Source organism: Lactococcus sp. EKM203L, assembly GCF_011800585.1.
GTDB lineage: Bacteria > Bacillota > Bacilli > Lactobacillales > Streptococcaceae > Lactococcus > Lactococcus lactis.
Genome location: NZ_JAALEQ010000001.1, coordinates 118,513 through 132,470, shown reverse-complemented (window position 1 = coordinate 132,470; position 13,958 = coordinate 118,513). Strand labels below are relative to the sequence as shown.

The following is a 13,958-nucleotide window of genomic DNA, read 5'->3' as shown; positions in this document are numbered from 1 at the left end:
TGTTTTTGATGAATTTTTAATTAAAAAAACCGAAAAGTCTGTAGTTTGTCTTTTTTATAACTTTTCTGGTTTATTCAATATAAAAGACGCCAAAAAAGCAACGAAAACAGTAGTGTTTCGTTGCTTACAAAGCCTATGGGGACAATATATCCCACAGATTTTGCTGACAAACCATTATTTCTATTATACTATTTTATATGAAAATTTTCAAGCTTTTTCTAGTTTAACGGTCTATTTTTTCAATGATGCTTTTAAATGCTTCTAATTCTGAACGAGATAATGATTGAACTAAAGAAACAAAGGTTTCATTTCGTCTTTGCCCTTCCAGTTCTGCCAGCATGATATAAGACATTTGATTCCCTATGAATGTTGATAAAAAATCTACCAATATTCTCTTTTCTTCTTCCAGAGGAGAATCTGTCAGTAGAAAAAGGGTTCCCAATCTCAAATGATTTCCTTCTATAGGTAGAAAGCTGAGAAATTTATTTGGAAATTTGCTCGAAATTTCTTTCACTGGTTCTAAAATTGATTGGGCCATTGGTAGGCTTGCGCTCATTTCGTAGTGATTTAATAGTTGACTAGAGATATCTTTTGATATTTTTTGATAGATAAAAAAATTTTGGAGGTTTATATCATCCTGATAAGAATTATCAGAATCAGTAAAACCATAACCTAAACAATTTCGTTTGGTATCTATGATAAAAAGGCTAGACTCTAAAACTTTGGCACTTTTCTCTACCACCTCTTGATAAGCTAATGGTTTTCCAAGGTCAATAAATGATCTTTTCAAAATAATATTTATGTCTTGGATTTTGTCATAAATTTCTTTCAATTTTTCCCTTTCTCTTCTCAAAAAGCATTTTGAGTATTCCTATGATTACTTTTATAATACCATATAACGCTATAGATGTCAATTTTGTTAAAGAATTTGCAACAAATAATTTTTTAACTTAAATATTGCTATTTTTTTAAGCTTTAGGTATTTTATATCTAATAACTATATGATATAATGTATTTGTTACAAATATTAAAAATATTTATTCAATACATGTTGAGGTGATTTTAATGTTCTATGACCGTCTAAAAACTTTAGTTATTGATTCTCAGAAATCTTTCAACCAGGTCGAAAGAGAGTTGAGATATCCCAGAAACGCCCTTGCTAATTATCGCTTGGGAAAAGAACCTTCTGCCAAAAGATTGACAGAAATTGCTGATTATTTTAATGTCACAACTGAATACCTTCTTGGTAAAGATGACAAGTACAGTTATAATAAGGCAAAGCTTTTGTTTGAATATCTTACATTAGATAATAAACAAAACTTGTTAAATTATATTCAAAATCGAATTGATGAGCTTGAACTTCTTGAAAGAGAGCCCATTTCTTTGAGTACTGAACAATTTGTATTTTGTGGTGATAATACTTGGGCGCTACAAGAAAGCCGCAAAACAATCAAACTGCTCACAAAGCAACTTCCTGATGATTACGATGCAGTTTTTGAACTCGTTGGGGGTCCTTTAGATGCGGAAGCTCCTGGTAATGGAGATTTACTTTTTGTAAAATTTACTGACGCAAATTTTGCAGAGCTGATCCATAATTTCTTGTTGCAACATGACCATTTTGCCAAGCTTTCAGTAAAAGATGAAAAGCTTACTTGTCTAAGCCGTGATGCTGGAAGCCTTGCCGAAGTCCCTGAACTTTTTGGCAAAATTGCTAAAATTTATCGTTTCAGAACTATTTAATTACGAGTTTACATTAATTTTCAAATTGCTGTTAAAAAGTGCTGATGGAATTCGTCAGCGCTTTTTTGTAAGTGTGATATAATATAAAAAATATCCATAATAGGAGGTCGATATGACAAGGATTCAAGATGATTTATTCGCTACTGTTAATGCTGAATGGTTAGAAAATGCAGAAATTCCTGCTGACAAACCAAGAATTTCAGCTTTTGATGAATTAGTACTAAAAAATGAGAAAAATTTGGCTAAAGATTTAGCTGAGTTATCACAAAACCTACCTACTGATAATCCAGAATTGCTTGAAGCAATCAAATTTTATAATAAAGCAGGAGATTGGCAAGCAAGAGAAAAAGCGGATTTTTCTGCCGTAAAAAATGAACTTGCTAAAGTTGAAACTTTAAATACTTTTGAAGATTTTAAAAATAATTTGACTCAACTCGTTTTCCATTCACAGGCTCCTCTTCCATTTTCTTTTAGTGTTGAACCTGATATGAAAGATGCTATTCACTATTCTCTTGGATTCTCTGGTCCGGGCTTGATTTTACCTGATACCACTTATTATAATGATGAACACCCTAGAAAAAAAGAATTACTTGATTTTTGGGCTAAAAATACAAGCGAAATTTTAAAGACATTTGATGTTGAAAATGCAGAAGAGATTGCAAAGTCTGCCCTTAAATTCGATGCTCTTTTAGTTCCATCAGCAAATACTTCTGAAGAGTGGGCAAAATATGCTGAACTTTATCATCCAATTTCTACTGACAACTTTGGCAGTAAAGTTAAAAACCTGGATTTAAAATCTTTAATTAAAGATTTAGTAAAAACTGAACCTGATAAAGTCATTGTTTATGAAGACCGTTTTTACGAATCATTTGATTCACTTGTCAATGAAGAAAATTGGTCGCTCATTAAAGCTTGGATGCTGACAAAAATTGCACGTGGCGCTACTTCTTTCTTCAATGAAGACCTTAGAATTCTTGGTGGAGCTTACGGACGTTTCCTTTCAAATGTTCAAGAAGCAAGAAGTCAAGAAAAACATCAACTTGATTTGACTGAGTCTTATTTTAGCCAAGTGATTGGTTTATTCTATGGTAAAAAATATTTTGGTGAAGCTGCTAAGGCCGATGTCAAACGGATGGTCACTGCGATGATTAAAGTTTACCAAGCGCGTTTGTCTAAAAATGAGTGGCTCAGTCAAGAAACAGCTGAAAAAGCCATTGAAAAATTGGATGCTATTACTCCTTTCATTGGTTTCCCAGATAAATTGCCTGAAATTTATAGTCGTTTAAAAACAACTTCTGGCTCTCTCTATGAAGATGCCCTTAAATTCGATGAAATTTTGACTGCTCGAACTTTTGAAAAATTCTCAGAAGATGTTGATAAAACAAGCTGGCATATGCCTGCTCATATGGTCAATGCTTATTATAGTCCTGATAGTAATACAATTGTTTTTCCAGCAGCAATTTTGCAAGCTCCTTTTTACTCTCTTGAACAATCTTCATCACAAAATTACGGTGGAATTGGCGCTGTCATTGCTCATGAAATTTCTCATGCTTTTGATAACAACGGTGCCCAATTTGATAAAGAAGGAAATTTGAACAAATGGTGGTTAGATGAAGATTATGAAGCTTTTGAAGAAAAGCAAAAAGAAATGATTGCACTCTTTGACGGCGTAGAAACCGAAGCTGGTCCAGCAAACGGAAAACTCATTGTGTCAGAAAATATTGCTGACCAAGGAGGAATTACAGCGGCACTGACAGCAGCTAAAGATGAGAAAGACGTTGATTTGAAGGCTTTCTTTAGTCAGTGGGCTAAGATTTGGCGCATGAAAGCAAGTAAAGAATTCCAACAAATGCTTTTGTCAATGGATGTTCATGCACCCGCTAAACTTCGTGCCAATATTCCTCCAACAAATCTCGAAGAGTTTTACGAAACTTTTGATGTTAAAGAAACTGATAAGATGTATCGTGCACCAGAAAATCGTCTTAAAATTTGGTAATAGTTAATTGAATACAAAAAGTACTTCTAAAATATAGAAGTACTTTTTATTTATTAGAGCAGTTCATCTTCAATAATTATTTTCCCTTGAGCTGTAAAAGAAATTCCCTCTTTTTTTAGAAGTTCCATTTGCTCACTTTTAGCAGGCTCTGGCAATCCAATTGTTCTGTCAGAACGCACTACACGCCACCATGGCAGTTCATATTTTTTAGACATCGAATGCAAAATTCTGGAAACCTGCCTTGCACCATTTGGCAATCCAGCTAAAGCTCCCACATCTCGATAACTCATGACCTGCCCCTCTTTTAAATTTAGAATAACTTCTAAAATCTTTTTTGTATTTTCGGTAATTTCTGCCATTTATTATCCTTTTTAACTCTTATTAATAAGTCTGTCAGTAACTTTTTTACTGACAGACTTATTTTTTATTAGATATGTAATTTTCGACGAAGTGACAAACCTCTTGGACCAAACCATTTTTCTAGAAGTCCAAGTTTAGCAGCAAACCAGAGATAAGTATAAAATCCTGCACCACCGGCAATGGCAGCAATAAATACTGAGGCAATTCGACCTGGGCTCTTACCGAAAATAAAACCTAAAATGATTTCAACAATAATAACCACAATAGCCATAAATCCTGTCAGTAAAGTTGCCCCTTGAATTCCGCGAACTGTATTCTTAATTGAAAAATGAGTTAACTCATGTAGTTTTCTAATGAATAAGAAAACACCAACTAAGAATGAAACAGTGGTCGCAAGTAAAGGTCCATAAGTATGGAAAATAAGAATCATTGGAACTTGCAAAACTAATTTAATGACAAGAGTCAAGGTAAAGATTCGCATTGCCAAACGTTTATGGTCCATTACTGTCAGTGGAGGATAGACAATCATATAAAGTCCCAACAAGAAGGTTTGTAAAATAGCAAAGACAAACAAACTACTTTGTAATCCAGAAGGAATTTGGTAGAAAATTGTATAAATCGGTTTAGTCAATAGTGACATTCCAATCACGGCCGGAAGCATAAAACCAACGTATAATTGGAAATTATAACCTACTAACGTTGCAAGTTCACGCCGATTCCCTTGAACATAATGCTCTGTAATCAGAGGGTCTGAAACAGAACCAAGCGTCAATGCGACACCCAACAAGACCATCGTTAATTTATCAGTATTTGCTGAGAAATAACTCATCAGAACAAGCAATTCATTATGACTATAGTTTGTTACCCAAGGCATCATATTCATAAAGGTTGAGTTATCAATAATTTTAAAAATTTGAATAGCTGAACCAATGACAATAAATGGAATGGCTGTGTGTAATGTTGATCTAAAAATTTCTAAAGCATTAATTTTAGATTTTACAGGACCAGGATTAATTAATTTATTAAGATTTCCTGATTTCTGTAAGTAATAGAATAATACAGCGTAGGAACCTAACATCCCAATAAAAGCAGCCAAGGTAGATTGTGTCACGGCATTTTGCCAATTATGCGAACCTAACTTCATGATAGCAAAAGTTGCTGCTAGCATCCAAATGACCCGAACAATTTGTTCCAAAAGCTGACTCATAGCATAAGCTTTAACCTGATTCAGACCTTGGAAATATCCTCGAATAACTGACATCGATGGGAAAATCAAAACAGCCAATGCTAAACTTTTCATGACTGGAATTAAATCTGCGCTATCCTTACCGCCAACAAGGGCTGAGAGTGGACCTGCAAGAAAGAACATGAGCCCTGACGCAACAATTCCAAGAACCAGCATCACTCCGAGCATTTGCCGAACGAGCCGGTAAGCCATGTTAGGGTCATCTAATGTATTATAGCGAGCCACTTCACGCGCAATTGCCGCCGGAATCCCCACTGTTGAAATCAATAGGAAAAGAGCATAGATATTATAACCCATACTAAAGAGGGAGTTGGCCTCATTACCAAAACGCCCCATCCAAGCATACCAAGGAATAATATAAATTACCCCTAGTATTTTCCCAATCATGTCCGCACCAGTCCGCCAAGCAGCACCAGAGAGCATCTGATCTTTTGATTTTGCAGCCGTTTTTGGTGACTGCTGACCTGTATTCATTATTTTTTCTGAATCTTCCATTGTTCCATTTTACCCTAAGTTCTGTATTTTGACAATAAAAGAATGGTTTTAGATCATTAATTCACGATGTCATCTATTACCATCTATAAACAAATGGGACATGCACCAGCTCTTGGCTTGTGCTATAATATAGGGTAATGGGATTTTTCCCTTAGTTTCCTTGTTTTAGAAAGGTATCGCGAATTTAGCGATAAATAGGCATTCCTCACATGATTAGGCTTGAACAAGTTATAGAAATACTAAAAAAAGATAATAATTTCCGTGAGATTTCTTCTGCTGGAGAATATTATTTCAACTGGCCAAAGGAAGTAAACTTTGACCAACTCTCTTATGATTCACGAAAATCAACAGAAAATACCCTTTTCTTTGCCAAGGGTTTGAATTTTAAAAAAGAATATTTAACAGACTTAGAAGCTGCTTTTTATGTTTCAGAATTTGATTATGAAGTAGCTCTCCCAGCAATTATTGTCACTGATGTTAAACGAGCAATGGCTTTAATCGCTGCAAGCTTTTATGATTTTCCACAAAATAAACTCAAAACCTTAGCTTTGACTGGTACAAAAGGAAAAACCACTTCTGCTTATTTTGCTAAAGCAATACTTGACAAAATGAATGGTGGCAAAACTGCACTTTTATCTACTGCCCAAACAACTTTGGATGGAAAAAATTATTTTAAATCAGAATTGACAACTCCTGAAAGTCTTGATTTACTAGAAATGATGGCAAAAGCTCTGACAAATGGAATGACACATTTGGTCATGGAAGTTTCAAGCCAAGCTTACAAAACAGAACGGGTTTACGGTTTAACATTTGATGTTGGAGTTTTCTTAAACATTTCTCCTGACCACATTGGCCCAGTTGAACATCCAACGCTTGAAGATTATTTTTACTGCAAACGTCAACTTCTCAAAAATTCACGTTATTTTGTTGCTAATTCCGAAATGAATCACTTTGCTATCATTAAAGAGGAACTTAAGGAACGTAAAATTCCACATGCTTTCTATGGTGCTGATTCTGAAAATAAAATTATTGAATCAAAAGGACTTCATTTTGTTACTGACGGTTCTGTCAGCGGAGCATTTGACATTCGCTTATTAGGACGCTTCAACCAAGAAAATGCCTTAGCTACAGCATTAGCAACTAAAGCTTTAGGCGCTTCATTAGAAAATATCCATGACGGTTTAGCTCTTGCTGTTGTTCCAGGACGCATGGAACTTCTTACTGCCAAAAATGGTGCCCACATCTATATTGATTATGCTCACAACGGCCTGTCATTAGAAAATCTTGTTGAAGTTGTTGAAGAACACCATGCTGGTCAGCTTGTTCTAGTCCTTGGTTCAACCGGAAATAAAGGCGAAAGTCGCCGGAAAGATTTCGGACAAGTGATTGAAAAACATCCGCGACTTGATGTCATTTTAACTACTGATGATTCAAATCGAGAAGACCCTAAAATAATTGCTGACGAGATTGCTTCTTTTGTCAGTCGCACACTTGATTTTGAACTTGACCGTGAATTGGCAATAAAAAAAGCTGTCAGTAAAACTAAAAGTACTGACGATGCTGTGATTATCGCTGGAAAAGGGACTGATATGTTCCAATTAAAAGACGGAAAACGTCAACCTTATATTGGAGATACAGCTGCTGCTCAAAAATATCTCTAATTTACTGACAAAAGTTCTGTCAGTAAATTAATCATAAAAAAACGACTCAATAGGAGTCGTTTTTTCTTTTTCTTCTGACTAGGCAAAAGAATTAACAACAGCAAGAATTCTTTGTAATTCCGCATGAGTTTCATAACTTACAGTATCCGAATAAAGTAATGCTGAAAGATCCCGTGAAGAATAGCCAGCTTTTTCACTTACCTCATCAATATGCAAATTTTTTTCTTTCATTTTGTACAAAATAGCTTCTTTAAAATTGTTTGTAATTTCTTCTTGTTGAAATTGCGAAAGATTGTTAAATTCATCACTTGAATAATTGACCAAATTTTTCGAATTCATCTGCATCGCCTCTTTTATATTTATTTAGTAAAATCAATGACCATTCGGCCTTCAATTTTTCCTGCCTTCATTTCATCAATAATATCATTGATTTCTTCCAGTTTGCGTGTCGCAACAATTGGTTTTACCTTACCTTCTGCTCCAAATTGAAAAGCTTCTGCCAAGTCAAGTCTTGTTCCGACAAGTGAACCTGCAACCTCCACTCCGTCAAAAACAACTGTTGGAACTGATAAAGTCATCTCAGTATTGGGAAGTGCCACAGCAACCATTTTGCCCATAGGTTTCAAAGAAGCAACCGCTTGTTCAAAAGCAATCCTTGCAACAGCACAAACTATTGCACTTTGCACCCCTAAGCCGCCAGTTATTTTTTTAATTTCATCAACTGGATTTACATCACCAGAATTGATAATCACATCAGCTCCAATTTTTTTAGCTAAATTTAATTTATCTTGATTAATATCAACAGCAATTACTTTTGCTCCAAAAACATTTTTAGCATATTGAATTGCTAAATTTCCAAGTCCTCCAGCACCAAAAATTACTTGCCAATCACCAGGTTTTACTCCTGATACTTTGATTGCTTTGTAAGTTGTTACTCCAGCACAAGTAATTGAGCTAGCTTCAATTGGGTCAAGTCCGTCAGGAACTTTGACAGCATAATCGGCAACAACAATTGCTTCTTCAGCCATTCCGCCATCAACTGAATATCCTGCATTTTTAACTTCTCGACAAAAAGTTTCATTACCAGATACACAGTATTCACAGTGACCACATCCTTCAAAGAACCAAGCCACTGAAACCCGATCACCAACTTGAAGCGAGCTTACATCAGCTCCAATTTCTTTGACAATTCCAATTCCTTCATGACCAAGAACAGTCCCTGCTTTGTTGCCATAATCACCTGCTGCAACGTGCAAATCGGTATGACAGACTCCACAATACTCCATGTCAAGCAAAGCTTCATTAGGTTTGATTGCTCGAAGTTCCTTTTCAACAAGGTCCGCATAACCATCTGGATTGTGTCTTACTACTGCTGCTTTCATAAGAAAGTCTCCTCTATATATAAAATTTTGTAAACGCATTCTTTTGTTTTATTATATCACTTTTCACTTCATTTTGTATCATTTAAAGTAACAAAAACATCTTGGTTCTTTTAATGTAATCTTTGAACCATTCGTTATCAATTTTTATGAGTCATTTGTGATTTTTTTTCTTCTTTTACGTATAATATAGTAAGAATGAATTTAGAAGCTAAATTAAAAGAAATTTTTGGTTATGACAATTTCCGAAATGGTCAGAAACAAATTATTGAACAAGTCCTAGATGGACAAGCCACTCTTGGTATTTTACCCACAGGAGCTGGAAAATCAATCTGCTATCAGTTACCAGCTCTTATTCAACCAGGGCTTACTCTCGTAATCTCCCCACTTATTAGCTTGATGAAAGATCAAGTCGACCAGCTGAATATTGCCGGAATTCCAGCAACATTTATTAACTCTACCTTAGAGGATTCCGAATCTTATCAAAGAATGCGACAGGTTGAAAATGGCGAAATCAAGCTTCTTTTTGTAGCACCAGAGCGTTTTTCATTAGACTATTTCAATGCCTTTTTACAAAAACTTCCAATTGATTTAGTTGCCATAGACGAAGCACACTGCATTTCACAATGGGGGCACGATTTCAGACCCAGTTATGTCGATTTTGCCTCTCATCTCCAATATTTACCAACAAATCCTACCGTCTTAGCCCTTACGGCTACTGCGACACCAAAAGTTGCAGATGATATTCAAAAACTTCTTTCAATTTCCCCCAGTCATACTATTAAAACCGGTTTTCTTAGAGAAAACTTACGTTTTGAAGTAGTCAAAGGGATGGATAAGAGAACTTTTCTTAAAAATTATCTTAAAAATCAAGAAAGTGAGGCTGCTGGAATTATCTATGCCAGCACTCGTAAAGAAGTTGAAGAAATTTGTGAATGGCTCAACCATAATCATTTCAAAGCCGTTCGTTACCATGCTGGACTGAGCGAACAGGAACGTCAAATAAATCAAGAACTTTTTCTCTTTGACGAAGTACCGATAATGGTTGCCACTAATGCTTTTGGCATGGGAATCAATAAACCAAATGTTCGATTTGTGATTCATTATGCCCTTCCCGCAACAATTGAAAGTTATTATCAAGAAGCTGGGCGAGCAGGACGGGACGGGCTTGAATCTGATGCTATCCTCCTTTTTTCACCAAATGATTTACGAATTCGTAATTTCTTGATTGAGCAAGGTGAAGGTGATGAAGCGCACAAGGAACATGAATACGAAAAGCTTCGACAAATGCAAGCATACACAAGTGCCGAAACCTGTTTGCAACGCTATATCTTGCAATATTTTGGTGATGAAGGTGAAGATTGTAAAAAGTGTAGTAATTGTCTTGATGAAAGAGAACTTCTCGATATTACAATTGATGCTCAAAAAGTCCTATCTTGTGTCGTCCGAATGGGTGAACGTTTTGGTAAGACGGCCGTAGCACAAGTTTTGATTGGTTCTAAAAATAAAAATATTGCAAAATGGAATTTTGAATCTCTATCGACTTTTGGAATTATGAAAAACCATTCCCAAAAAACCGTGGGTGAATTAATCGATTTTCTATCTGCTGAAAGTTATTTAAACATTACATCAGGTAAATTCCCACTTCTCCTTATTTCAGCCCAAGGATTAAAAGTCCTCAAAGGACAAATCAAAGTTTATCGCAAAGCTAGCTTAATTATTGAATCGAAAACAAAAATCTCTCATCATTTTGATGAAGAATGTTTTGCAAGTATTCGTGCACTTCGACTTGAACTAGCCAAGGAAGAAGGCGTCCCTCCTTTCATGATTTTTTCTGATAGTGCCCTTAAAGAAATGGCTCAAGTTCTGCCGGATAGTCCAAGTCAATTTTTACAAATTTCTGGTGTCGGACCTGTTAAACTCGAAAAATATGGAAGGCTTTTTATCGACAAAATATCTGAATATAAAAAAAGCTGAGCAAACTCAGCTTTTATTTTTTTAAAATAATTTTATTACAAGTTATTTTTCTTTCTATAGTTGCGCATCATGAAGTAGGCAATTACACCAAAGATAAGTGGCCCACCAATCATTGAAATAAATGATGTCAACATTTCAGATAATGCTTTACCAGTTTGGTCAACAGCTGGTAATTGAACATAATTCACAATTGGTTGAATAATTGTGAAGAAGTTAGCCCCACCAACAACAACCAAGACCAAAATTGTCAAGAAGTTCACAACAAAATTTGATTTAAAGAATTCAATTGGTTTAACAATATTTTTATTCTTCTTGAAGTACCAGAAAGCAATAACGATGAAGAGATAAGGCAAAGTCATAGAAACATTAGCCATATAAGTCAAAATGAGGAAGAATTGACTTGCTCCACCTTGTGAAGTCAAGAAATTCAAAACAATAATTAAGGTAACAATTGCAAATTGAATCCACATTGCAAATTTTGGCATTCCTTCTTCATCAAGTTTTCCTAATTTACCGGGCCAAAGTTTTTCTGGTGTACCAGTAATCAACTGTTTGATTGGACTATAAGTCAAGGTAAAGAAGGCACCCATGTAAGCAAGAAGCATAGAAAGACCAATATAGCGGGCGAAAATACCACCAAGCATATCTGCTCCGGAAGTAGAAAGTCCAAGTGCATGACCAACCGCTTCACCAAGGTTTTGCAAAAGCATGTAAGGAACAGTCCCAAGGTTCATTGATCCATCTTTAATGGCTGGAATCCATTGTGAATAATCAACAAAGAAACCAACACTAAGAATAGCAACAGCATAACCAACAGCAATAATAAGTGCTGACGTGATGATTCCTCGTGGGAAGTTTTTCTCAGGCTCATGAGTTTGGTCAACTAAACCAGCAATTGATTCAACCCCACCATAAGCAAAAATGGCAAAAACAAGAAAGGCAATAAAGGCAACAATACTACCATCAAAAGTTGGATTAGGAGATGAAGTAAAAGCAGCAAGGTTAATTGGTGTTGCTGGATGACCATTAACAACAAGTACAAGAACAGCACCAAGAATTAATATAACATTGAGTGAAAGAACGGCAACCCCCGCAATAGAGGTGAATTTTTTAATGGTTTCCACACCTTTTGAGACCATAAAGGTAATCAATGCCATCCAAAATACAGCTGCAATTGAAATCCAAAGTAATGAAGGGGTGTGTGTTGAGTTACCAAAAATCAAATTGACCATTGGAATCAAAATTTTATTGGCAACACTTACCATCCAGATAACATAAGAAGCATACCACATGAATGTTCCAACGAAGGCGAAGGTAGGGTTAACTGCCTCACTCATCCATGAATAAATTCCTCCTTTTTCATCTTTAAATGCTGAACCCATTTCCGTTACCATAAAGGCAAAAGGGAGGAAAAAGAGCAGGGCTCCAATAATATACCAAGGAATGGCGCCGTAACCCATTTGGTAGAAAGCGACAGGGATATTCCCAAAACCGAAGACTGTCGTAAATATCATCAACGAGAGTCCTACGAGTGAGAGTTTACCTTTTGTGTTTTGTGACATAATCTTTCCTTTTACATTAATTGACTTATAATCAGTCAATTTTATTTTTAAAGTCTTGAATAATAGCTCAATTTTACTAACAAAGTTGTCAGTAAAATATTTAGAAACAGAATAATATTTTATACAGTAGCAGAAAGTTATCGAAAAGTAGCAATTAGTCTGAAAATTATAAGATAAGCGCAAAGCAAGCCGCTCATGAAGATTTTTAATCAAAAACCTTCTTGGGCGACTTGTTCTTTTATTATCGAGCTTAAAAACTAATTACTCTCTCTTTTTCTTTTATTTTACTACTTCATTGTTCAAACGAATGATTTCAAGCAAAGTATCTACAGCTTTTTCCATTGTTTGTACAGAAACAAATTCAAAACGTCCGTGCATGTTTTCACCACCTGCAAAAAGGTTTGGTGTTGGAAGTCCCATAAATGAAATTTTAGACCCATCAGTTCCACCACGAATTGGTTCAATAATTGGGACAATATCAAGATTTTCCATTGCTTTTTTAGCAATATCAATAATTGACATATCTTTTTCAATGATTTGAGCCATGTTGTAGTATTGGTCTTTAATAACTGGTTTCACACGGTTTTGACCAAGTTCAGCATTCATTTTATCTGCAATCTCTTGCATCAAAGCTTTACGTTCGTTGAATTTACCTTCTTCATGGTCACGAATGATATATTGAGCTCTTGCTTCTTCTGGTGTACCATCAAGTTTTAAAAGATGGAAGAAACCTTCACGGCCTTCGGTTTTTTCAGGACGATCAAATTCTGGAAGTGCATTGTGGTAGTCAATTGCTAATTGCAATGCATTAACCATTGTATTTTTTGCTGTCCCTGGGTGAACATTTTTACCTTGGAACTCAATCACTGCACCAGCTGCTGAGAAAGTTTCATATTGAAGTTCTCCAAGTGGTCCACCATCTACAGTGTAAGCAAAGTCAACATCAAAGTCAGCTACGTCAAATTTATCAGCACCTACACCAATTTCTTCATCAGGACCAAATCCAACACGAATTTCACCATGTTCAAAATCAGGATTAATATTCAAAAGATAGTCAGCTAAAGTCATGATTTCAGCTACACCAGATTTATCATCTGAACCAAGCAAAGTTGTTCCGTCAGTATGAACTAAAGTTTGCCCTTTGTAGTTTTTAAGATTTGGGAAATCTTTTGGATCAAGTGTAAACTCAGTATCACCAAGTTTAATCACAGATTCACCATCATAATTTTCCAAAATTTGTGGGTTAACACCCTCTGCGTTGAAATCAGCAGTATCCAAGTGAGCTAAAAGTCCAATTTTGCGCACTTTTTTATCTGTATTTGCAGGAATTGTACCGATAACATAACCATTTGATTCAAGATAATGAACATCTTTGAGACCAAGGGCTTTCATATCTTCACCCATTTTGTGGGCAAATTCTACGAGCGCTTGAGTTGAAGGTGTTGTTGTGCTGTTTTCATCTGAACGTGTATTTACTTTAACATATTCAAGAAAACGTGGTAACAGTTTTTCGTACTTCATTTGTTCTCCTTAAATTTATTC

Annotated in this window: 11 protein-coding genes; 4 read left to right on the top strand and 7 right to left on the bottom strand. The window is 35.4% G+C overall.

The features are described 5' to 3' along the window. Positions 1 to 223: 223 nt before the first annotated feature. Positions 224 to 832 (bottom strand): transcriptional regulator, encoded by a 609-nt coding sequence (locus HFD15_RS00730; RefSeq protein ID WP_010906143.1) that lies wholly within the window; start codon positions 830 to 832, stop codon positions 224 to 226. 233 nt (positions 833 to 1,065) lie between these two features. Between HFD15_RS00730 and HFD15_RS00725 the strand changes: the two genes are divergently transcribed. Together HFD15_RS00725 and pepO are read left to right on the top strand one after the other, a co-directional pair. Then, a complete protein-coding gene (locus tag HFD15_RS00725; RefSeq protein ID WP_017864929.1) occupies positions 1,066 to 1,740 on the top strand; it encodes a helix-turn-helix transcriptional regulator in 675 nt (224 codons plus the stop codon). 112 nt (positions 1,741 to 1,852) lie between these two features. Beyond that, positions 1,853 to 3,736 (top strand): endopeptidase PepO, encoded by a 1,884-nt coding sequence (gene pepO / locus HFD15_RS00720; RefSeq protein ID WP_026138938.1) that lies wholly within the window; start codon positions 1,853 to 1,855, stop codon positions 3,734 to 3,736. Between the two features lie 53 nt (positions 3,737 to 3,789). On the opposite strand, the gene HFD15_RS00715 is transcribed toward pepO, so the two are convergent. Further along, positions 3,790 to 4,095 carry an MGMT family protein gene (locus HFD15_RS00715; RefSeq protein WP_003130332.1) on the bottom strand — a complete coding sequence of 102 codons (306 nt, stop codon included), beginning with the start codon at positions 4,093 to 4,095 and terminating at the stop codon, positions 3,790 to 3,792. A 68-nt stretch (positions 4,096 to 4,163) separates the two neighbouring features. Beyond that, positions 4,164 to 5,837: a polysaccharide biosynthesis protein gene (locus HFD15_RS00710; RefSeq protein ID WP_010906146.1), complete on the bottom strand. Its 1,674-nt coding sequence runs from the start codon at positions 5,835 to 5,837 to the stop codon at positions 4,164 to 4,166. A gap of 209 nt (positions 5,838 to 6,046) precedes the next feature. Here HFD15_RS00710 and HFD15_RS00705 point away from each other — a divergent pair, with 209 nt between their 5' ends. Next, the gene (locus tag HFD15_RS00705) at positions 6,047 to 7,498 is read left to right on the top strand and encodes a UDP-N-acetylmuramoyl-L-alanyl-D-glutamate--2,6-diaminopimelate ligase (RefSeq protein WP_003130330.1); all 1,452 of its coding nucleotides are present in this window, start codon (positions 6,047 to 6,049) and stop codon (positions 7,496 to 7,498) included. Between the two features lie 78 nt (positions 7,499 to 7,576). On the opposite strand, the gene HFD15_RS00700 is transcribed toward HFD15_RS00705, so the two are convergent. Together HFD15_RS00700 and adhP are read right to left on the bottom strand one after the other, a co-directional pair. Continuing rightward, complete coding sequence (locus HFD15_RS00700) at positions 7,577 to 7,837, bottom strand: hypothetical protein (RefSeq protein ID WP_012898367.1); 261 nt, start codon at positions 7,835 to 7,837, stop codon at positions 7,577 to 7,579. 20 nt (positions 7,838 to 7,857) lie between these two features. Then, on the bottom strand, positions 7,858 to 8,880 hold the full coding sequence (gene adhP / locus HFD15_RS00695) for an alcohol dehydrogenase AdhP (RefSeq protein WP_012898368.1): 1,023 nt from the start codon (positions 8,878 to 8,880) through the stop codon (positions 7,858 to 7,860). A 195-nt stretch (positions 8,881 to 9,075) separates the two neighbouring features. On the opposite strand from adhP, the gene recQ reads away from it, so the two are divergent. Further along, on the top strand, positions 9,076 to 10,854 hold the full coding sequence (gene recQ, locus HFD15_RS00690) for a DNA helicase RecQ (RefSeq protein ID WP_012898369.1): 1,779 nt from the start codon (positions 9,076 to 9,078) through the stop codon (positions 10,852 to 10,854). 35 nt (positions 10,855 to 10,889) lie between these two features. Here recQ and yjeM read toward each other — a convergent pair whose 3' ends face one another. Then, a complete protein-coding gene (gene yjeM, locus HFD15_RS00685) occupies positions 10,890 to 12,416 on the bottom strand; it encodes a glutamate/gamma-aminobutyrate family transporter YjeM (RefSeq protein WP_058208857.1) in 1,527 nt (508 codons plus the stop codon). Between the two features lie 279 nt (positions 12,417 to 12,695). Beyond that, complete coding sequence (pepT, locus tag HFD15_RS00680) at positions 12,696 to 13,937, bottom strand: peptidase T (protein WP_003130321.1); 1,242 nt, start codon at positions 13,935 to 13,937, stop codon at positions 12,696 to 12,698. Between the last annotated feature and the right edge of the window lie 21 nt (positions 13,938 to 13,958).

Coding starts and splice junctions, on each gene's coding strand:
- HFD15_RS00710 (WP_010906146.1), bottom strand. CDS start 5,837: ATGGAAGATTCAGAAAAAATAATGAATACAGGTCAGCAGTCACCAAAA.
- adhP (WP_012898368.1), bottom strand. CDS start 8,880: ATGAAAGCAGCAGTAGTAAGACACAATCCAGATGGTTATGCGGACCTT.
- HFD15_RS00725 (WP_017864929.1), top strand. CDS start 1,066: ATGTTCTATGACCGTCTAAAAACTTTAGTTATTGATTCTCAGAAATCT.
- pepT (WP_003130321.1), bottom strand. CDS start 13,937: ATGAAGTACGAAAAACTGTTACCACGTTTTCTTGAATATGTTAAAGTA.
- HFD15_RS00700 (WP_012898367.1), bottom strand. CDS start 7,837: ATGAATTCGAAAAATTTGGTCAATTATTCAAGTGATGAATTTAACAAT.
- HFD15_RS00705 (WP_003130330.1), top strand. CDS start 6,047: ATGATTAGGCTTGAACAAGTTATAGAAATACTAAAAAAAGATAATAAT.
- recQ (WP_012898369.1), top strand. CDS start 9,076: ATGAATTTAGAAGCTAAATTAAAAGAAATTTTTGGTTATGACAATTTC.
- pepO (WP_026138938.1), top strand. CDS start 1,853: ATGACAAGGATTCAAGATGATTTATTCGCTACTGTTAATGCTGAATGG.
- HFD15_RS00715 (WP_003130332.1), bottom strand. CDS start 4,095: ATGGCAGAAATTACCGAAAATACAAAAAAGATTTTAGAAGTTATTCTA.
- yjeM (WP_058208857.1), bottom strand. CDS start 12,416: ATGTCACAAAACACAAAAGGTAAACTCTCACTCGTAGGACTCTCGTTG.